Genomic DNA, 19269 nt, shown 5'->3' on the forward strand with positions numbered 1-19269 from the left:
GCTCACGCCCGAAACGAGCCGACCGGCCCCTGAACCCCCGCGGCCCCGCACCCGACGACGCACGCGAGGGGCCGTGCCGGTACGTCGCAGCCCGTCGCTTACGCCCGAAACGAGCCGACCGGCCCCTGAACCCCCGCGGCCCCGCACCCGACGACGCACGCGAGGGGCCGTGCCGGTACGTCGCAGCCCGTCGCTTACGCCCGGATCGAGCAGCGGCTCCCCTGCCCGGCCCACGTCTGATCCAGCGGCGACGGGCTCGACGTACCGGCACGGCCCCGCCCCACCACCACCCGCACCCGCACCCGCGCCGTCGCCCCCGGCACCCGGCACCCGCCAATCTCACGCTCCGTAGAACAACTCGTCCACCACAGCCCGAGCCCGCCGAGTGGTCCGCCGATAGTCGTCGAGCATGTCGCCCACATGACCGGGCCCGTACCCCAAGTACCTCCCCACGGCAGCCAGCTCCCGCCCATCGGACGGAAACGTGTCCCCGGCCCGCCCCCGCACCAGCATCACCGCGTTGCGCACCCGCGTGGCCAGCACCCACGCCTCGTCGAGGATCGCCGCGTCCTCCCCCGACACCAGCCCCGCCGCACACGCGGCCGCCAGCGCCTCCCGCGTCCGCGTGGTCCGCAGCCCCGGTTCGTCCCACCCGTGCCGCAACTGGAACAACTGCACCGTCCACTCCACGTCGGACAGCCCACCCCGCCCCAGCTTGGTGTGCAGCGTCGGATCCGCCCCGCGAGGCATCCGCTCCGACTCCATCCGGGCCTTCAGCCGCCGTATCTCGCGCACGGCGTCCTCGCCCAGCCCCTCCGCCGGATACCGCAGCGGATCGACGAGCTCGATGAACCGGCGCCCCAGGTCCTCGTCCCCGGCCACGAACTCGGCCCGCAGCAGCGCCTGCGACTCCCACACCAGCGACCATCGCCGGTAGTACGCCTCGTACGACTTCAGCGACCGTACGAGCGGCCCGGACTTCCCCTCGGGCCGCAGATCCGCGTCGATCAGCAGCGGCGGATCCGCGCTGGACACCTGGAGCAGGCGCCGCATCTCGGACACCACGGCGTTGGCGGCCCGGGACGCCTCGTGCTCGTCCACGCCCTCCCGGGGCTCGTGCACGAACAGTACGTCCGCGTCGGACCCGTAGCCGAGCTCGTGCCCCCCGAACCGTCCCATCGCGATCACCGCGAACCGGGTGGGCAGGGTGTCCCCCCATCCGTCCCGCACCACGGCCCGCAGTGTCCCCGCGAGCGTCGCCGCGGTCAGGTCGGAGACCGCTCCGCCGACCTGGTCCACGAGGGCGCCCTGGTCGGCGACGACGGGCGTCTCCTCGGTGCCGTAGGAGGCGACGATGTCGGCCGCGGCGGTACGGAAGAGCTCCCGCCGCCGCACCCCGCGCGCGGCGGTGACCGCCTGTTCACCCCCGGAGGCCCGCCCGACGGCCGCGAGCACCTCCTGTTCCAGATGCGCCCGGACGCGCGGCTCCAGCCCGCCGCCGTCCCCGTCGCCGAGCAGCGCGACCGCCTCCGGGGCACGCATCAGCAGGTCGGGGGCGAGCCGCCCGGCGGACAGCACGCGTGCGAGGTTCTCGGCCGCCGCGCCTTCGTCCCTCAACAGGCGCAGATACCACGGGGTCTTGCCCAGCGCGTCCGACACCTTGCGGAAGTTGAGCAGGCCGGCGTCGGGTTCGGCCGAGTCCGCGAACCATCCCAACAGCACGGGCAGCAGGGTCCGTTGGATGGCCGCCTTGCGCGAGACGCCGGAGGCCAGCGCCTCCAGGTGCCGCAGCGCGGCGGCCGGGTCGGCGTATCCGAGCGCGACGAGCCGCTCCCGGGCCGCGTCCGCGCTCAGCCGGGCCTCGCCGGTGGCGAGTTGGGCGACGGCGTCGAGCAGCGGCCGGTAGAAGAGCTTCTCGTGCAGGCGCCGCACCACGGCCCGGTGCCGCTTCCACTCACGCTTCAGCTCGACGACCGGATCGACGCGCAGTCCCAACGACCGTCCGATGCGCCGCAGATCGGCGCTGTCCTCGGGCACCAGATGGGTCCGCCGCAGCCGGTACAGCTGTATGCGGTGTTCCATCAGTCTCAGGAACCGGTAGGAGTCGTCGAGCTGGACGGCGTCGGCACGCCCCACGTACCCGCCCGCGGCGAGTGCCTTCAAGGCGTCGAGCGTGGTGCCGCTACGGAGCGAGGAGTCGGCCCGGCCGTGCACCAACTGCAGGAGCTGCACGGCGAATTCGACGTCTCTCAGTCCTCCCGGCCCGAGCTTCAGCTCCCGGTCGACCTCGGCGACGGGGATGTTCTCGACCACCCGGCGCCGCATCTTCTGCACGTCGGCGACGAAGTTCTCGCGCTCGGCGGCGTGCCAGACGAGCGGCGCGAGCGTGGCCACGTACTCCGCGCCGAGTTCGATGTCCCCGGCGACCGGCCGCGCCTTGAGCAGTGCCTGGAACTCCCAGGTCTTGGCCCATCGCTGGTAGTAGGCGAGATGGCTGCTGAGCGTGCGGACCAGGGGGCCGTTGCGCCCCTCCGGCCGCAGGTTGGCGTCGACGGGCCAGATGCTGCCCTCGACGGTCGTCTCGGAGCAGATCCGCATCATGTGGGCGGCGAGCCGGGTCGCGGCCTGGATCGCCTTGCCCTCGTCGGCCCCGTCGGCCGCCTCCCCCACGAAGATCACGTCGACGTCGGACACGTAGTTGAGCTCGTGTCCGCCGCACTTGCCCATCGCGACGACGGCGAGCCGGCACAGCACGGCGTCGCCGGGCGCGGCGTCACGGGCGATGGCGAGCGCGGCGCGCAGGGTGGCGGTGGCGAGGTCGGCGAGTTCGGCGGCGGTCTGGGCGAGGTCGGTGGTGCCGCAGACGTCGCGTGCGGCGATGGACAGCAGACAGCGCCGGTAGGCGACGCGCAGCGAGACGGGGTCGTCCGCCTCCGCGAGGCCGCGCTCGAACTCCGCCACTCCGGGATGCAGGTCCTGCGGCTCGTAGGTGACGAGCTCCCGCCAGTCGCCCGGGTGGCGGGCGAGGTGGTCGGCGAGGGCGGCGGAGGCGCCGAGCACGCCGAGCAGCCGGTCGCGCAGTGGTTTGGCGGCGACCAGTGTGTCGAGGAGTTCGCGCTCGGCCGTGTGCCCGCCTTGCGCTTCGACCAGCCGGACCAGCCCGAGAAGTGCGAGATCCGGGTCGGCGGTCGTCCCGAGTGCTTCGAGGAGGACCGGATCGGCTCGTATGGGCGCGAGCTGGTCGCTCTCCAGGAGCCGCTCGGCCGCCGAGGGATCGGTGAAGCCGTGCCGCAGCAGCCGTGTGAAGGTACTGCTTCTGCGCCCCGGCGCCGTCATCCTCGGCCTCCCTCGGATCGAAGTCGCACCACCGGTCCGGTCAGCGTCGCACAGCCGGTCCGATCAAGGTCGTACGAGCCCGAGCCTAACCGGAGAGGCGTGCGGAAGCGCCGGGGCGTGCGGTGACTCCTCCCGGGCGGGACCATGGCGTCGCGGGCCGAGAGCTCGTGGCCGCCGCAGGACAAGAGCCCGAGGCCGACGCAGGACAAGAGCCCGAGGCCGACGCAGGACAGGAGCTCGTGGTCGTCGCAGGGCGACAGCCCCTGGCCGTCGCAGGAGGAGAGCCATGACGGACACATCACCGAGGACCGATGTCGACGCCCGCTACAGCAGTCCGGGCGCGGTCGCGACCCCCTGGCCGGAGGCCGTGGAGCGGCTGGCCGCGGCCGAGCTGTACTGGCTGTCGACGGTGCGGCCGGACGGCCGCCCCCATGTGACCCCGCTGCTGGGCGTCTGGCGGGACGGGGCGCTGCACTTCGCCACGGGGGCGGGCGAGCGCAAGGCCCTGAACCTGGCGGAGAACCCGTACGTCGTCCTCACCACCGGGGTGAACACCTGGTCCGAGGGCTGCGATCTCGTCGTCGAGGGCGAGGCGGTACGGGTGACCGACGTGGCCCGGTTGCGGGAACTCGCCGGGGCGTGGGAAGGGAAGTACGGCGCCGCGTGGCGTTTCGAGGTGCGCGAGGACGGCGCGTTCCAGGACAAGTACGGTCCCGCGTTCGTCTTCGCCGTGGCGCCGCGCACCGCGTTCGGTTTCGGGAAGGGCGAGCCGTTCAGCCAGACGCGCTGGCGTTTCACCTGACGTACGGCGGGCGGAGGAGGGGAAGGGCAGCGGGACCGGCGTAACGGGGCCGCTGAAGGGACGGCGAAGCGGGCAGTTCACCAGGTCTTCACCCCCCGGGCCGGGTGCCGTGAGGCCGTCGAGTGCTGGCGTGTACATGCTCTGTTCGCACTGTTATCGTCACCGTCGCCTCTCCCCCACCGGAGGTCTGAAGTGTCCGGCAGAAACGTGTACCGCCGCCGCCGTGCCATCGTGGCGTCCGCCCTCGCCTTCACCGCGGCCGCGGTGGGACTGTGGACCGGGCTCGGCGGATCCACCACCGCACATGCCGCGGCCGGGGTCCCGACCCCGGACCACGTGGTCGTCGTGGTCTTCGAGAACCACGCGTACAGCCAGGTGATCGGCTCCTCCAGCGCCCCGTACATCAACTCGCTCAAGACCGGGGGCGCCAACCTCTCCCAGTCCTACGCCGAGACGCACCCGAGCCAGCCCAACTACTACGCCCTGTTCTCCGGGTCCACCCAGGGCGTCACGGACGACAGCTGCGTCAGGCCCGGCTTCTCCTCCGCGCCGAACCTCGCCTCCGAGCTGATCGCCGCAGGCAAGACCTGGGCGAGCTACAACGAGACGCTGCCCAGCCAGGGCTCCACGACGTGCAGCAGCGGCAAGTACGCGCAGAAGCACAACCCGTGGTTCGGCTTCGGCAACGTGCCGACGTCGAGCGCGAAGACCTTCACGCAGTTCCCGACCGACTACACGACGCTGCCGCAGGTCTCCTTCGTCGTCCCGAACCTGTGCAGCGACATGCACGACTGCTCGGTGTCCTCCGGGGACACCTGGCTCAAGAACAACCTGGGCGCCTACGCCACCTGGGCCAAGGCCCACAACAGCCTGCTCGTCGTCACCTTCGACGAGGACAACCGGCTCAGCGGCAACAAGATCCCCACGGTGCTCTACGGCCAGCAGGTGACGGCCGGATCCTCCTCCACCACCACCTACAACCACTACGACCTGCTGCGCACCCTGGAGGACATGCACGGCCTGCCGCACGCCGGCAACGCCGCCTCCGGCAAGGACATCACCGGCATCTGGACGTCCTGAGATGTACGTGGCGGACAGCCGCGCCGGTGCGCGTGCGGCGTCCGCGGAAGGCGCCGCCCGGCCCCGTGCCGGGCGGCGCCGCGCCGCGGTCGCGCCCACGGTGCTGGCGCTCGGCACGGTCAGTCTGATCACCGATGTCTCGTCCGAGATGGTCACCGCGGTGCTCCCGCTGTACCTGGTGACGGGCCTCGGCCTGTCCCCGCTGGGCTTCGGCCTGCTGGACGGCATCTACAACGGCTTCTCGGCGCTCGTCCGGCTGATCGGGGGCCATCTGGCCGACCGCGGCGGCGGCCGCCACAAGTGGGTGGCGGGCTTCGGCTACGGGCTCTCGGCGGCCTGCAAACCCCTGCTCCTGCTGGCGCACTCGCTGACCCCGATCGGCCTCGTCCTGGCCGCCGACCGCACCGGCAAGGGCCTGCGCACCGCCCCGCGCGACGCGCTGATCTCCCTGTCGAGCACTCCCGCGACGCGCGGCCGCGCCTTCGGCGTGCACCGGGCCATGGACACGGCGGGCGCGCTGCTGGGCCCGCTGGTCGCCTTCCTGATCCTGCGGGCGACGGTGGACGGCTACGACGCGGTGTTCACGGTGAGCTTCTGCGTGGCGGTGGTGGGAGTGCTGGTGCTGGTGCTGTTCGTGCCGGGAGACACCCGCACGAAGGCCGGGGCACGGTCCACGCGGTCCACGTGGGAGGCGACGGAGTCCGGGCCGCCGTCGTCCGGCGAGAACCCCGCGGAGACCACCGCGCCCCCCACCCTCCGCGCGGCCCTGTCCCTGCTGGCCACTCCGGCCGTACGCCGCATCACCCTGTGCGCCCTCCTGCTGGGGCTCGCGACGGTCAGCGACGCCTTCGTCTTCCTGCTCCTCCAGCGGCGCCTGGGCGTACCGGACCGCTGGTTCGCGCTGCTCCCCCTCGGCACGGCCGCCGCGTTCCTCCTGCTGGCCGTCCCGCTGGGCCGCCTCGCCGACCGGATCGGCAGCCGGCGGCTGTTCCTGGCCGGCCACGGCGCCCTGCTGCTCGTGTACGCCCTGCTGCTCTCGGCCTGGCACGGCACAGCGCTGCCGTACGTGGTCCTGCTCCTGCACGGCGGTTTCTACGCGGCCACCGACGGCGTGCTGATGGCCGCGGCCTCCGAGAGCGTGCCGGAGGAGCTGCGCTCGTCCGGGCTGGCCCTCGTCCAGACCGGCCAGGCGCTGGCCCGCTTCGTCTGCTCGCTCGGGTTCGGCGCCGCCTGGACGGCCTGGGGCGACCGTACGGCCCTCACCGGGTCGGCCGTACTGCTCGCGCTCGGGGTGCTGGTCTCGCTCGCCCTGCGTCCCGCTCCTTCGGAAGGCCCCGCATGACCCTCCGTACCCGTCTCCTGGTGCTGGTCTCGGCCCTCGTCGTGCTGGCGGGCGTCGGCACGGCGTCCGTCCTGCACGCGTCGGCCCGCGCCGACCGCCGCGACCATGCCGTACCGGGTGGCCCGCGGATCGCCGCCGGGCAGGTGGCGCTCAGCACGCGGGGCCGCATGATCTTCCGGAACATGGCGTGGGGCCCGCACCGCGACGAACTGACGTCGGTCCCGGCGTCGGACCCGTCGGGCCCCCGGACGGCCTCGAAGGTGAAGTGCCTGCGCTTCTACGCGGCCGGGGGCACGGGGGTCTGTCTGCAGTCGCTGCACGGCCCGGTCCAGGACACCTACCGGGCCGTCATCCTCGACTCCCGCCTCCGGGTGACGGCCCGCTACGACGTCCCCGGCATCCCGTCCCGCGCCCGCGTCTCCCCCAGCGGCCGCTACGCCGCCTGGACGGCGTTCGTGGGCGGCGACTCGTACGCGGGCACGAACTTCTCGACCCGCGCGGCGGTCGTCGACACCCGCACGGGACGGCTGACCCCGTCCCTGGAGGCGTTCCGCGTCGTGAAGGACGGCAGGACGTACCACGCGGCGGACGCCAACTTCTGGGGTGTCACCTTCGCCGCCGACGACCGCACGTTCTACGCGACGCTCGCCACCCACGGCAGTACGTACCTGGTCCGGGGCGATCTGCGCGCCCGCACCCTGACCACCGTCCACCCGAACGTCGAGTGCCCGTCGCTCTCCCCCGACGGCACCCGCGTCGCCTACAAGAAGCGGGTGAAGGGCCTCCCGAAGGACGCCCCCTGGCATCTGTACGTCCTGAACCTCCGCACCCTGCGCGAAACCCCTCTCGCCGAGCCCCGCAGCGTCGACGACCAGGCCGTCTGGCGCGACGACCACACCCTCGTCTACGCCCTCCCCGGTGACTACGGAGCCGACCTGTACACCGTCCCGTCCGACGGCACGGGAAAGCCGCGGCGGATCAGCACCGCGGCGGTGTCCCCCGCGTACGTGAACCGTTCGACGGGCTGAACCCCACGGAACCACCGCCCACCGCCCGCCGCCCGCCGCCCGTAAACCGACGACGGACCGACGACGGACCGTCCGCCGAGTGAGGCGACGCGGGGCCCTCGGTCACGGACCGCGGTTCGGCCTGTAGCGCTCCGGAAAGTCGGGGTGTCCCTGGTACGGGAGGGCGAGATCGAGCAGGTCGTCGCACGGCCAGAGGTCACCGTCGAACCGGCAGTCGTCACGCTCGCCCCAAGGGCGCTCGGGATCCTCTTCGGCCGGACTGAGCGTGTGCCGGTCCAACACACGTCGCTCGGCCTCGACTTCGCGCAGCGCACGGGCGGGATCGTGCAGGGCCACGTGCAGCGCGATCATGGTGGGAAATCCGCCAGTATCCCCTTGGCCGAAGTCGACTGCGGCCTCGTGCGCGGTCCATTCCGCGGCGAATCCGGCCTCGCCACAGCGCCGGGCCACGCCGGCGTCCTCGTCGAGGCGCACCCTGAGGAACGCCGGCAGGTCGTCGGTCATGGCGACATCCTCGGCGGTGGCGCATGCGCCGGCACCTGATTTAGGCCCGTCCCTCACCTCGAGGTGCTGGGCGGCGGTCAGTACCGCGGGCAAGGCGGGACGGACCGGACGCCGCGCCTCGGCCGGTCCTCCCCCCGAGGCCGGGTCAGTCCGTGGGCGGCCGCGGTTCGGACCGCCCGGTGTCGCTCCCGAGGAGGGCCGTGCGCGCGGCCTTCAGCAGTTCTTCGGAGAGCGCGTCGCCCCGGGTGGCGCGGGCGAGAACCAGGGCTCCGACCATGGTGCAGAGCTGGGCCATGCCGTCGTCGTCGCCGGTGGCCACCCGAGCGGCGCGGTTGCGCACCCCGTTCCTGTAGATGTGGCGGACGTCGGCCGCCTGCTCGGGCTCGCGCCCCAGGTCGGTGGCGAACCCGGAGACGGGGCAGCCGTCCCCGGCGTGATCGCGGTGCCAGACCGAGAGGTAGTCCTCGATCATCGTCCGGCGGGCTGCCGCGTGCTCCCCGGCGTGCTCGTGCTCCCGCTCGACGGCACGCTCCTCGGCCTTCGCCTCCGCCGTCGCCGCCGAGTGTCCCGCCTGCTCCTCGAAGGCATGCGTGATGGCCTCGCCGATCAGGTCCTCCTTGGAGGCGAACTGCTTGTGGAAGCCGCCGTGGGTGAGCCCGGCGGCCTTCATCAGGTCGGCGATGCTGACCGCGGTGCCCTTCTCACGGAACATCCGGGACGCGGTGGCTACGACGCGCTGCCGGTTCTCCTCTGCTTGCGCCCGGGACACCCGGCCCATGGAATCACTCTCCTCAGTAGATGTGGCTTGCCATCTATCCTACCCCTCGTTTAGATTGCTAGCGACATCTATTTGCGTCGATGGGATCAACCGGCAGGTCAGCAGGACCACGCGCCGCCTCCCACCGTCCGAGGGCCGGCGACCCGGGCCCCGCGATCGCAGAACCACCGACCAGCACTGGAGACCACCCGTGGCATCACCACCCACCCCCACCGAGTCCTCCACGCCCGCGGCGTCCACGCCGCCCGTGCCGCCCGCCCGGCGGAACGGCGTTTCCGAGGCGGTGCACCGCCGGCGCTGGGCCATCCTCACCGTGCTCTCGTTCAGCCTCCTGGTGGTGATGCTGGACAACTCGATCCTCAACGTGGCGATGAAGACCATCGCCCAGCCCGCTCCCGTCGGACTCGGCTCCACCCAGGGCCAGTTGGAGTGGGCGGTCAACTCCTACACGCTGGTCTTCGCCGGACTGCTCTTCACCGCGGGCCTGCTCGGTGACCGGCTCGGCCGCAAGAAGGTGCTGCTCTTCGGCATGCTCGTGTTCGGCGCGGGATCCGTGCTGTCCGCGCTGTCGGGCTCGTCCGGGCAGCTCATCACCTTCCGCGCCGTGATGGGCTTCGGCGGCGCCTTCATCCTGCCCGCCACCCTCGCGATCATCATGAACGTCTTCGAGCCCAAGGAGCAGCCCAAGGCCATCGGCATCTGGACCGGTGTGGTCGGTTTCGCCATCGCCGCCGGCCCCATCGCCGGCGGTGTCCTGCTGGAGCACTTCTGGTGGGGCTCGGTCTTCCTGGTCAATGTGCCGATCGTGGTGGCCGCGATGGTGGCGATGGCGGCGATCGTCCCCGACTCCAAGGACCCCCGGCCCGGCAGGCTCGACCCGGTCGGCGTACTGCTGTCGATCGCCGGCCTGGCACTGCTGGTGTACGGCATCATCAAGGGCGGCCAGCTGGGCGACTTCACCCGGCCCGAGGCCTGGGCGGCGATACTCGGCGGCCTGGCGGTCCTCGCCGGCTTCGTGGTGTACGAGGCCCGCAGCGACCATCCGGCCCTCGACGTCGGCTACTTCCGCGACCGGCGGTTCTCCGCGTCCGTCGCCGCCATCGGCCTGGTCTTCTTCGCCCTCATGGGCGTCACGTTCTTCAGCGTCTTCTACAACCAGAGCGTGCGCGGCTACAACGTCCTGCAGTCCGGTCTGCTCGTGGTGCCGCTGGCCGTCTCCCAGATGTTCTTCGCCCCGCGGGCCCGGCTGGTCGTGGGCCGCTTCGGGGCCCGTGCCGTGTGCGCCGGCGGCCTCGTCCTGACCGCCGTGGCCTTCGCCGGCTTCCTGCTGCTCGGCCAGGACACCCCCATCTGGGTGCTGGAGGTGCTGTTCTTCCTGATGGGCACGGGAATGGCCCATGTGATGCCGCCCGCCACCGTCATGATCATGTCGTCGCTGCCGCGGGAGAAGGCCGGCTCCGGATCCGCGGTCAACAACACCTTCCGGCAGGTCGGCGGGGCCATGGGGGTCGCCGTCCTGGGGTCGCTGCTGTCCACCACCTACCGCAACGGCATCGACGGCCGTCTGGGCGCGCTGCCCGCCTCCGACCGGCACACCGCGGGTGAATCCGTCCAGGCGACCCTGACCGTCGCCGAGAAGCTGGGCCCGGCCGGCAGGTCGTTGGTGCGGCCCGCGCACGACGCCTTCATCCACGCCATGCACATCACCGCGATGGGGTCGGCCGCCGTCGCCCTGGTCGGCGCGGTCGTCGTACTGGTCTTCCTCCCGGGCAAGGACGCCGCCGTGGCCGCCGGCGGCAGTACCCGGCGCCAGACCGTCTGAACCCGACGGCGATCACGAACCGTCCCCCGAGAGCCCGAGGACGATCACGAACCGCCCCCGTCACCTCGTCAGTTCACTCGACTGACTCAACTCACTCGACGCATCACCTCAACGCACCTCAACTCAACTCAACCCAGCTGTTCCCACACTCCTAAGGAGATCGACCGATGGTTGCCGACAACCTTGTTCTCATCCCCGGTGCCGGCGGCGTGGGCCGCACGGTCTTCGAGCACTTGCGCGTCCAGGATGTGCCGGTGCGATTCATGGTCCGTCGCGAGGACGAACGTACGGCCGAGCTGCGGGCGCTCGGCGCGGAGGTCGTCATCGGCGACCTGACCCGGCCGGAGACGGTGGCGGCCGCGCTGGAGGGCGTGACGCGGATGTACTTCGCGATGCGCGTCTCGCCGGACCACCTGCTGGCCGCGACCGTGGTGGCCTCCGTCGCGAGGGAGTACGGGAGACTGGACGCCCTGGTCGACCTGTCACAGATGACGGTGTCGCAGATGACCGCCACCAGCACCGAGGAGTCGCACCAGCAGCGGCTGCACTGGCTGGCGGAGCAGGTACTGAACTGGTCCGGCCTGCCCGTGGTGCACATCCGGCCGACGGCGTTCCTGGACACTCCGCTGTTCACCATGCTGGCCGCGCGGTCGATCCAGGCGGACGGCACCATCGCGCTGCCGTTCGGCACCGGACGCACCTCGCCGGTAGCGGTGGACGACGTCGCCCGGGTCATCGCCACCGTGCTCCGCGACCCGGCTCCGCACATCGGGCGGGTCCACGAGCTGACCGGGCCGCGCTCGGTCGACATGACGGAACTGGCCGCGGAGTTCTCCCGGGCGCTGGGCCGTCCGGTGTCGTACGTGGACATGCCGCAGGACCGGTGGGAGGCCCAGCTCCCCAGGCTGGGGATGCCGCCGCACCTCGAACAGCACGTCGCCACCATGGCCCGGTTGCACCGCGACAACCGCTACGACCGCACGACCGACGGCGTCGAGCGCGTCACGGGGGTCCCGGCCCGGTCGATCGAGGAGTTCGTCGCCGCCCGCAAGGACTTCTACCTGGGCTGAAACGCCCCGGCCGAGGGCGCCCCGCCCTGTCCCGAGTGCGCCAGTCCGGCACCGAGTACCCGTCCGGGGCGCGCGGGCCTCCCCGGGGGCCGCGCGCGGCGGCAGAGAATTTTTCGGTCGACGCCGCCTGGCGACCTGGCTAGGGTCGCGGGCGTGACGATCGAGTTGAACGATGCCGCACGCAGACTTCTTGACGACGTGAATCCCGCGGTGTTGGCCACCGTGAACCCCGACGGCAGCCCGCAGACCTCGGTGGTCTGGGTCGCTCGGGACGGCGACGACCTGCTGCTCTCCTCGGCAGCCGGCCGCCGCAAGGTGACCAACGTGGAGCGCGACGCGCGGGTCAGCCTGACGGTCTACGACCGGGCCGACCCGCTGCGATACCTGGAGGTGCGCGGTACCGCGACGGTGGCCGAGGATCCGGACCGGAAGCTGGCCGTCGCGCTGGCCGAGCAGTACGAGGGGCCCGGCGCGGGTGAGGAGTACCTGGAACTGCCGCCGGAGCTGGTGCGGGTGGTCGTCAGGATCACCCCGCGACGACTGGTCGGCACCTTCGCGGACTGACTGACCGTCTCGGGGTGACTCGAACCCGCGATCTTCTGTCTGGCGACGCCGATCGGGAGCCTGCCCCGTGGACGACCGGCCCCGGTATCAGAGCAACGCCGACCCAGGGGCAGTGAGTGCGGTGAGGACAGCCGCGGGGCCCCGGTCATCGACCGCCGGCCCCGCGTACCGCGTCACGAAAAACGTCCCTGACCTGCCCCTACAGCACCGGCAGGTTCTTCCGCAGCTCGAGGGCGGTGACCTCGGAGCGGTACTCCTCCCACTCCGCCTTCTTGTTGAGCTTTGTTGCGCCGGAACTTGCGCGGCGTGGGGCGGGCTGACCAGCTGGCCGGCGTATCCGTGGTACGCGAGTTCGTCGGTCTGGGCCGCGGACGTCGACAGCCCGCATGTTCAGGGGCGTCGCTTCGGCTTCCTGATCCACACCCCGACACAACCCGGCAGCAGGAAGCACAGCGTTACGAGCGCCAACCACAACGGGCGACCGGTGAAGTCGCCCACGATGAGCAGAATCCATCCCACCAGAAACGCGACGGGGACCCAGGAGCCGGACACGGTTGGACGTCGCTGAGCCATGTAACCCCCCTGTGTATCGAGCCGCTCCCCGCAGCGAGCACAGGATCGCCGTCCCCAACAGTCCGGTCAAGCCTTTCTCGCAGCGGCCGGCCATCGCGCCGACCACCCCATCCCTCTACCGGCTACGGCCTGGAACCTCCCCGGGAGCGGGCGGAAGTCGCAGTCGGCTCGTAGGGTGCCTGACCCTCCTCGCGTGTGGGTGGGACCCCCCGGGTCGCGAACGGCCGTACAGGGCCTCGCGAGGGGGTTGCGCGGCCGGTTTTTCCACCGCTGTACGCGCGCGTGCGCGCAGGGCCCCACGCCTCCCCATCCCTCAACTCTGCAACATCGGAGGTCAGATGTGGTTGCAGGGGTTCAACCGGTGCTGTCGACGCAACCGACAGCGCGTTGGATTCGCTGGCCCCGGTGTGCGTTCCGTTCGCGGCCCGCTGGGATCTTGAGGCGGACCGCCGGGACAAGCTGCACACCCGGAGCACCTCAAGGCGCTCGTGTCCGCGCAGAAGGAGCACAACGCCGCGCCCTCCACGCACGCCACCGCCAAGTCGCAGCAACTCACGGCGCGCGCCGCGTCGAACAATCCGTTCGCGGCCGGCCGTCGCGCGGCCCGGGTGGCGAGCAAGGCAGCCGCGCGGCACGAGCGGGACACCCGCGCCAAGCTCGAGGCCGCGCGGGTGAACTACCCGGACACCCTCAGGGCCCGCGCGATTCAGGCGCACTCGCTGCACACGGTGCCCAACGTCGTCACGTCCGCGCCCATGTCCACCCCGCACCTGACCCTGTGGCCGACCGCCACCTCGGCCGTCCTCGTCGACACCCCGTGGACACACGAACACGTCCACGTGATCGGCGACTGGATCGCATCCTTCGAAAAGAACCTGACCGCGATCTACATCACCCACGGCCGCGGCGACCACTGGTTCGGCGCACCCGCGTTGCTCGACCGCTTCCCGGGAGCGAGGGTGTACTCGACCGCCAAAACCGCCGTGTACGTCCAAAAACAGCACGAAAACCGCGTCGCGGAGTGGGAAGACCGGTTCCCGGGTCAGGTCAGCCCAGGAGAAATCCACCCCGAGATCATCCCGGCAGAGGGCATCGACCAGGAGGGCAATGTTCTGAAGGCGGTCGAACTCGGCCACACCGACACCGACAGGCCGATTCCTTCGCCCCGACTGCGCGCGGGGGAAGGAACGCCTGGTGGGGGACGGAAACTCTACTCGGAGGTGGCAATGTCGGGCACGATCCAGCACACGTTCGTCACGGTCAACGGCGTCAAGCTGCATGTCGCCGAACAGGGTGAGGGCCCGCTGGTCGTACTGCTCCACGGATTCCCGGAGAGCTGGTACTCATGGCGGCACCAGATCGGCCCGCTGGCCGCCGCGGGGTACCGGGTCGTCGCCCCCGACCAGCGTGGCTATGCCCGCAGTGAGCAGCCCGAAGCCGTCGAGGCGTACAGCCTGCTCCATCTCACCGGAGACGTCATCGGGCTGGTCGACGCGCTGGGCGAGGAGGGTGCCGTCCTCGTCGGCCACGACTGGGGCGCCCCTGTCGCCTGGGCGACGGCCATGATGCGCCCGGACGTGGTGCGCGCCGTGGCGGGCCTGAGCGTCCCGCCGATACTGCCGGGAGGGATGCCTCCGCCGTCGATCACCCGGAAGAAGTTCGGCGAAGGCTACTACCAGATCAACTTCCAGAAACCCGGGGCCGCCGACGCGGCGCTGGCCCGGGACCCCGCGGCCACCTTCCGCCGGATCCTCTCCGGCGCTTCGGGGGACAATCCGGCCAACGATCCGCCCGGCCCGTGGATCGTCCCCGACGGTGGCACGCTGCTGGATGCGATGCCGGAGCCGCAGCAACTGCCGGGCTGGCTCACCCAGGCAGACATCGACGTCTTCGCCGGCGACTACGGCCGCCACGGCGACCGGGCCTTCACCGGCGGCCTGAACTGGTACCGGAACATCGAGCGCAACTGGGAGTTGCTCGCGGCCTTCCGCGGCCGCCTGATCGAGGTGCCGGCGCTGTACATCGGAGGGGACCGCGACATGGTCATCGGCCTGCGCGGCCCGGACGCGACGCTGCGGACCGTCGAGCAGGCGGCACCGCAGCTGTGGCGCGGTCTGATCCTGCCCGGCTGCGGCCACTGGACCCAGCAAGAACGCCCCGACGAGGTCAACCAGCAACTCTTGAGCTTCCTGGCGCAGTTGCCCGGACCACGGTGATCGACAGGCCCGGTCCGAAGCGCCTGGACACAGGCTGCCCGATCGATCGCCCGCGCCGGGCGTGCCGTACGAAGGGGCCGGTCCGCGGCGCGCGGGCCGGCCCCTTCACGTGTGTCCCGGTTACCGGCCCTTGCAACACCTTCGGGAGCAAGGAGGGCCTGGTCTGCGCTTACCTGGAGTCCCGCAGTGCGCGTATCCAGGACCTGATCACCCGGACACTGACCCGCTTCCGGACCCCGCGCGAGCGGCTGCCCGGCGTCTTCGACGCGCAAGGCGAGATGTTCACCGACCCCGAGTACGGCTGCGCGTTCGCGCGGGCCACCTCCGAGACGGCCGACAACAGCTCGATCAGCCGCGCCGCTGCCGACTACCGGTCCTGGCTGCGCGGCCTGTTGACGGACCTGGCAGCCGAGGCCGGGTACGCCGACTCCGAGAGCCTGGCCCGACAGCTGCATCTGCTCTTCGACGGCACGGGATGGTCCGCGGCTGCACACCACCGTCCCGCAGCGAAACGTCCTGATCAGGGACTCGAACCCCGGCGGACGAAATCCGCTTTGGCAGGACGGCGCTTCCGGGGCGGACGGCCCACAGACGGCCCAGGGGCGGTGAGGACGGCCGCGGGGCCGGCGGTCGATGACCGCCGGCCCCGCGTACCGCGTCGCGAAAAGTGCCGCTGACCAGCGACTACAGCACCGGCAGGTTCTTCCGCAGCTCGAAGGCGGTGACCTCGGAGCGGTACTCCTCCCACTCCGCCTTCTTGTTGCGCAGGAAAAAGTCGAAGACGTGTTCGCCCAGGGTCTCGGCGACCAGTTCGCTGCGCTGCATGAGGGTGAGGGCCTCGCCGAGGTTCTGGGGCAGGGGCTCGATGCCCATCGCGCGGCGCTCGGCGTCGGTGAGGGCCCAGACGTCGTCGTCGGCGCCCGGCGGGAGTTCGTAGCCCTCCTCGATGCCCTTCAGGCCCGCGGCCAGGAGCAGCGCGTACGCCAGGTACGGGTTCGCGCCCGAGTCGATGGAGCGGACCTCGACCCGCGCGGAGCCGGTCTTGCCGGGCTTGTACATCGGCACGCGGACGAGGGCGGAGCGGTTGTTGTGGCCCCAGCAGATGTACGAGGGGGCCTCGCCGCCGGCGCCCGCGGTGCGCTCCGAGCCGCCCCAGATGCGCTTGTAGGAGTTGACCCACTGGTTGGTGACGGCCGAGATCTCCGCGGCGTGCTTGAGCAGGCCCGCGATGAAGGAGCGGCCGACCTTGGAGAGCTGGTACTCCGAGCCGGACTCGTAGAAGGCGTTGCGGTCGCCCTCGAAGAGCGAGAGGTGGGTGTGCATGCCGGAGCCGGGGTGCTCGGAGAAGGGCTTGGGCATGAAGGTCGCCTGCACGCCCTGCTCCAGCGCCACCTGCTTCATGACCAGGCGGAAGGTCATGATGTTGTCCGCCGTGGAGAGGGCGTCGGCGTAGCGGAGGTCGATCTCCTGCTGGCCGGGCGCGCCCTCGTGGTGGGAGAACTCGACCGAGATGCCCATCGACTCCAGCATGGTGATCGCCTGGCGGCGGAAGTCCATGCCGACGTTCTGGGGGGTGTGGTCGAAGTAGCCCGAGTTGTCGGCGGGGGTGGGGCGGGAGCCGTCCAGCGGGCGGTCCTTCAGCAGGAAGAACTCGATCTCCGGGTGGGTGTAGAAGGTGAAGCCCAGGTCGGAGGTCTTCGCGAGGGCGCGCTTGAGGACGTAGCGCGGGTCGGCGAAGGACGGGGAGCCGTCCGGCATCAGGATGTCGCAGAACATGCGCGCCGTGCCGGGGGCCTCCGCGCGCCACGGCAGCACCTGGAACGTCGACGGGTCGGGCTTGGCGATCATGTCGGACTCGTAGACGCGGGCGAAGCCCTCGATCGCCGAGCCGTCGAAGCCGATGCCCTCGTCGAAGGCCTGCTCGAGTTCGGCCGGGGCGACGGCCACCGACTTGAGGAAGCCCAGCACGTCCGTGAACCACAGCCGTACGAACCGGATGTCCCGCTCCTCCAGTGTCCGGAGCACGAACTCCTGCTGCTTGTCCATCTTCCGCTTCCACCCATCCTTGCTGGTCAGGCCGCCTGCTCCCACGCCTCGAAGACGGTCGGGGCACCTGAGCATCCCACCACAACACCATTTCGTGCGCGTTGCCGACCATGATCGGCCCGCCGACCACGGCGTGAACGCCTCGCATACGGAAGGTGTCCCGCTCCGTTGCCCATACTGCCTGCTCACCCGCCTCCTTGTAATGCCCGGCCGCCGGACTCTCTCCGCACTTTAATTTGCATCTCAGATGCAAGTTTAACTACCGTGCCGTACGGACCAGGGAGCCGCGACCGCGGCCCTCCGCTTCCGTCATGACCTTGAGGAGTTCCGATGCTGTCCGAGCAGTCCACCGTCACCGTGCGCGCCACCCTCCCCGCGGTCGGCGCGGCCATCGGCGAGATCGCCGACCGCTTCTACGAGGGGCTGTTCGCCGCCCACCCGGAACTGCTGCGCGACCTCTTCAACCGCGGCAACCAGGCCTCGGGCATCCAGCGCCAGGCACTGGCGGGATCCATCGCCGCCTTCGCCGGCCACCTCGTCGAGCGGCCGGACGAGCGCCCCGACGTCATGCTGAGCCGCATCGCACACAAGCACGCCTCACTGGGGATCGCTCCCGAGCAGTACGCGCTCGTGCACGAACACCTCTTCGCGGCCATCGCCGAGGTCCTCGGCGACGCGGTCACCCCCGAGGTCGCGGCCGCCTGGGACGAGGTCTACTGGCTGATGGCGAACGCCCTGATCGCCCTGGAGAAGCGGCTGTACGCCCAGCACGCGGACGGTTCCTCCGGCTGGCGGACGTGGGAGGTCGTGGGCCGCGACGAGGAGACCGCCGACGTCGCCACGTTCCGGATGCGTCCGGCCGACGGCGGGCCGCTGCCGGACTTCCGGGCGGGCCAGTACGTCTCGGTCCGCGTGACGCTGCCGGACGGCGCCCGCCAGATACGTCAGTACAGCCTCGCCGGCGCCCCGGGCTCGCCGGACCGCCGGATCGGCGTCAAACGGGTGCGCGACGCCGGAAGCCCCGAGGGCGAGGTCTCGAACCACCTGCACACCCACGCAGGAGTCGGCTCCACCCTGGAGGTCTCCGCCCCGTACGGCGATCTGGTGCTCGACGACACGGACGCCCCCGTGCTGCTGGCCTCCGCCGGCATCGGCGTCACCCCGATGATCGCCATGCTGGAACAGCTCGCGCTCACCGGACACCGCGCCCCGGTCACGGTCGTGCACGCCGACCGCTCCCCCGCCGACCACGCACTGCGCGCCGACCACGAGGCGTACGCGGCCAAGCTCGCCGACGCGTCGGTCCACTTCTGGTACGAGCGGGACTCCGAGAGGGCAGGAGCGGGCCTGCCCGGCCGCGCGGACCTCTCCTCGGTGCCGGTCGCCTCGGGCACCCGGGCGTACCTGTGCGGCCCGCTGCCCTTCATGCGGGCGGTGCGCGCCCAGCTCCTCGGCAAGGGCGTGGCCGCCGCCGACATCCACTACGAGGTGTTCGGGCCCGACCTCTGGCTCGCCCAGGACTGAACGGAGCGCGCGGCAGGACCGCCGGTCCCGTTCCGGAAAGCACCGGCACGCACCGGCAAGGAGACGGGACCCTCAGGGCCGGCTGGAGATTCCCAGCAGCAGCGGGCCGGTCGGTGCCGCGACCATGTCCCGTACCGTCAGCGGGTCCAGCGAGGCGAAGAAGGCCTCCTGGGCCCGCCGCAGCGCACCCCGCAGTCGGCACGCGGAGTGCAGCGGGCAGGGCGCGGCGCCCTCGCAGTCGACGACGTCACCGTCCCCCTCGAAGGTCCGGACGATGGCGCCGACCGAAGCCGTACGGCCCGCCTCGGTGAGTGTGAGACCGCCGCCCCGGCCTCGGCGGGCCGCGAGCAGCCCGAGGTGCTGGAGCTCGGCGACGACCTTCGCGGCATGCGTGTAGGGGACGTCCATGTCCGCCGCGACCTCGCGGGTCGTGGGCGTCGAGTCGCCCGCGACGGCGAGCCGCATCAGCACACGCAGGGCCAGGTCGGTGGAGCGGAGCAGCCTCATGGCGCCAGCGTAAATAATGCGCATCCGAGGTTCAAATTATCCGCGCGGGGCGTACGGAACCGCCGGCGCCGTTGTCG

General features: G+C 71.4%; 15 protein-coding genes. 10 read left to right on the forward strand and 5 right to left on the reverse strand.

The window, feature by feature from the left end; genetic code table 11:
• Window positions 1-339: 339 nt before the first annotated feature.
• On the reverse strand, window positions 340-3336 hold the full coding sequence (locus HEP85_RS12180; protein WP_329287457.1) for a bifunctional [glutamine synthetase] adenylyltransferase/[glutamine synthetase]-adenylyl-L-tyrosine phosphorylase: 2997 nt from the start codon (window positions 3334-3336) through the stop codon (window positions 340-342).
• 286 nt (window positions 3337-3622) lie between these two features.
• Between HEP85_RS12180 and HEP85_RS12185 the strand changes: the two genes are divergently transcribed.
• From HEP85_RS12185 to HEP85_RS12200, 4 genes are all read left to right on the forward strand, one after another.
• Window positions 3623-4138 (forward strand): pyridoxamine 5'-phosphate oxidase family protein, encoded by a 516-nt coding sequence (locus HEP85_RS12185; RefSeq protein WP_168527813.1) that lies wholly within the window; start codon window positions 3623-3625, stop codon window positions 4136-4138.
• A 192-nt stretch (window positions 4139-4330) separates the two neighbouring features.
• Window positions 4331-5218: an alkaline phosphatase family protein gene (locus HEP85_RS12190; RefSeq protein ID WP_168527814.1), complete on the forward strand. Its 888-nt coding sequence runs from the start codon at window positions 4331-4333 to the stop codon at window positions 5216-5218.
• Window position 5219: 1 nt separating this feature from the next.
• Window positions 5220-6560: an MFS transporter gene (locus HEP85_RS12195; protein WP_211117931.1), complete on the forward strand. Its 1341-nt coding sequence runs from the start codon at window positions 5220-5222 to the stop codon at window positions 6558-6560.
• The gene (locus tag HEP85_RS12200) at window positions 6557-7588 is read left to right on the forward strand and encodes a PD40 domain-containing protein (protein WP_168527815.1); all 1032 of its coding nucleotides are present in this window, start codon (window positions 6557-6559) and stop codon (window positions 7586-7588) included. Before HEP85_RS12195 ends, HEP85_RS12200 begins: the two co-directional genes overlap by 4 nt.
• A gap of 102 nt (window positions 7589-7690) precedes the next feature.
• Here the strand turns inward: HEP85_RS12200 and HEP85_RS12205 are convergent, their stop codons facing one another.
• Both HEP85_RS12205 and HEP85_RS12210 read right to left on the reverse strand, forming a co-directional pair.
• Window positions 7691-8092, reverse strand: a complete 402-nt coding sequence (locus tag HEP85_RS12205) for a DUF6221 family protein (RefSeq protein ID WP_168527816.1) — start codon at window positions 8090-8092, stop codon at window positions 7691-7693.
• Between the two features lie 145 nt (window positions 8093-8237).
• The gene (locus HEP85_RS12210) at window positions 8238-8870 is read right to left on the reverse strand and encodes a TetR/AcrR family transcriptional regulator (protein ID WP_168527817.1); all 633 of its coding nucleotides are present in this window, start codon (window positions 8868-8870) and stop codon (window positions 8238-8240) included.
• A 247-nt stretch (window positions 8871-9117) separates the two neighbouring features.
• Between HEP85_RS12210 and HEP85_RS12215 the strand changes: the two genes are divergently transcribed.
• From HEP85_RS12215 to HEP85_RS12235, 5 genes are all read left to right on the forward strand, one after another.
• Window positions 9118-10692, forward strand: coding sequence for an MFS transporter (locus HEP85_RS12215; protein ID WP_248002472.1), 1575 nt, complete (start codon window positions 9118-9120; stop codon window positions 10690-10692).
• Window positions 10693-10859: 167 nt separating this feature from the next.
• Entirely contained in the window at window positions 10860-11762 is a 903-nt protein-coding gene (locus HEP85_RS12220) for an NmrA family NAD(P)-binding protein (RefSeq protein WP_168527819.1), read from the forward strand.
• A gap of 153 nt (window positions 11763-11915) precedes the next feature.
• On the forward strand, window positions 11916-12326 hold the full coding sequence (locus HEP85_RS12225; RefSeq protein WP_211117933.1) for a PPOX class F420-dependent oxidoreductase: 411 nt from the start codon (window positions 11916-11918) through the stop codon (window positions 12324-12326).
• Between the two features lie 1799 nt (window positions 12327-14125).
• Window positions 14126-15115 carry an alpha/beta fold hydrolase gene (locus HEP85_RS12230; RefSeq protein ID WP_168533552.1) on the forward strand — a complete coding sequence of 330 codons (990 nt, stop codon included), beginning with the start codon at window positions 14126-14128 and terminating at the stop codon, window positions 15113-15115.
• Window positions 15112-15792 carry a TetR/AcrR family transcriptional regulator gene (locus tag HEP85_RS12235; protein ID WP_369657695.1) on the forward strand — a complete coding sequence of 227 codons (681 nt, stop codon included), beginning with the start codon at window positions 15112-15114 and terminating at the stop codon, window positions 15790-15792. Before HEP85_RS12230 ends, HEP85_RS12235 begins: the two co-directional genes overlap by 4 nt.
• Window positions 15793-15799: 7 nt before the next feature.
• Here HEP85_RS12235 and glnA read toward each other — a convergent pair whose 3' ends face one another.
• Entirely contained in the window at window positions 15800-17161 is a 1362-nt protein-coding gene (gene glnA, locus HEP85_RS12240) for a type I glutamate--ammonia ligase (RefSeq protein WP_168527821.1), read from the reverse strand.
• Window positions 17162-17491: 330 nt separating this feature from the next.
• On the opposite strand from glnA, the gene HEP85_RS12245 reads away from it, so the two are divergent.
• Window positions 17492-18685: a globin domain-containing protein gene (locus HEP85_RS12245; RefSeq protein WP_168527822.1), complete on the forward strand. Its 1194-nt coding sequence runs from the start codon at window positions 17492-17494 to the stop codon at window positions 18683-18685.
• A 72-nt stretch (window positions 18686-18757) separates the two neighbouring features.
• Here the strand turns inward: HEP85_RS12245 and HEP85_RS12250 are convergent, their stop codons facing one another.
• Window positions 18758-19192, reverse strand: a complete 435-nt coding sequence (locus tag HEP85_RS12250) for an Rrf2 family transcriptional regulator (RefSeq protein WP_168527823.1) — start codon at window positions 19190-19192, stop codon at window positions 18758-18760.
• Between the last annotated feature and the right edge of the window lie 77 nt (window positions 19193-19269).

Source organism: Streptomyces sp. RPA4-2 (assembly GCF_012273515.2).
Classification (GTDB): domain Bacteria; phylum Actinomycetota; class Actinomycetes; order Streptomycetales; family Streptomycetaceae; genus Streptomyces; species Streptomyces kaempferi.

Excerpts from the sequence above, each read along its gene's own strand:
- HEP85_RS12180 (WP_329287457.1), bottom strand. The coding sequence starts at position 3,336 with ATGACGGCGCCGGGGCGCAGAAGCAGTACCTTCACACGGCTGCTGCGG.
- HEP85_RS12220 (WP_168527819.1), top strand. The coding sequence starts at position 10,860 with ATGGTTGCCGACAACCTTGTTCTCATCCCCGGTGCCGGCGGCGTGGGC.
- HEP85_RS12200 (WP_168527815.1), top strand. The coding sequence starts at position 6,557 with ATGACCCTCCGTACCCGTCTCCTGGTGCTGGTCTCGGCCCTCGTCGTG.
- HEP85_RS12205 (WP_168527816.1), bottom strand. The coding sequence starts at position 8,092 with ATGACCGACGACCTGCCGGCGTTCCTCAGGGTGCGCCTCGACGAGGAC.
- HEP85_RS12210 (WP_168527817.1), bottom strand. The coding sequence starts at position 8,870 with ATGGGCCGGGTGTCCCGGGCGCAAGCAGAGGAGAACCGGCAGCGCGTC.
- HEP85_RS12230 (WP_168533552.1), top strand. The coding sequence starts at position 14,126 with ATGTCGGGCACGATCCAGCACACGTTCGTCACGGTCAACGGCGTCAAG.
- HEP85_RS12245 (WP_168527822.1), top strand. The coding sequence starts at position 17,492 with ATGCTGTCCGAGCAGTCCACCGTCACCGTGCGCGCCACCCTCCCCGCG.
- glnA (WP_168527821.1), bottom strand. The coding sequence starts at position 17,161 with ATGGACAAGCAGCAGGAGTTCGTGCTCCGGACACTGGAGGAGCGGGAC.
- HEP85_RS12185 (WP_168527813.1), top strand. The coding sequence starts at position 3,623 with ATGACGGACACATCACCGAGGACCGATGTCGACGCCCGCTACAGCAGT.
- HEP85_RS12195 (WP_211117931.1), top strand. The coding sequence starts at position 5,220 with ATGTACGTGGCGGACAGCCGCGCCGGTGCGCGTGCGGCGTCCGCGGAA.
- HEP85_RS12250 (WP_168527823.1), bottom strand. The coding sequence starts at position 19,192 with ATGAGGCTGCTCCGCTCCACCGACCTGGCCCTGCGTGTGCTGATGCGG.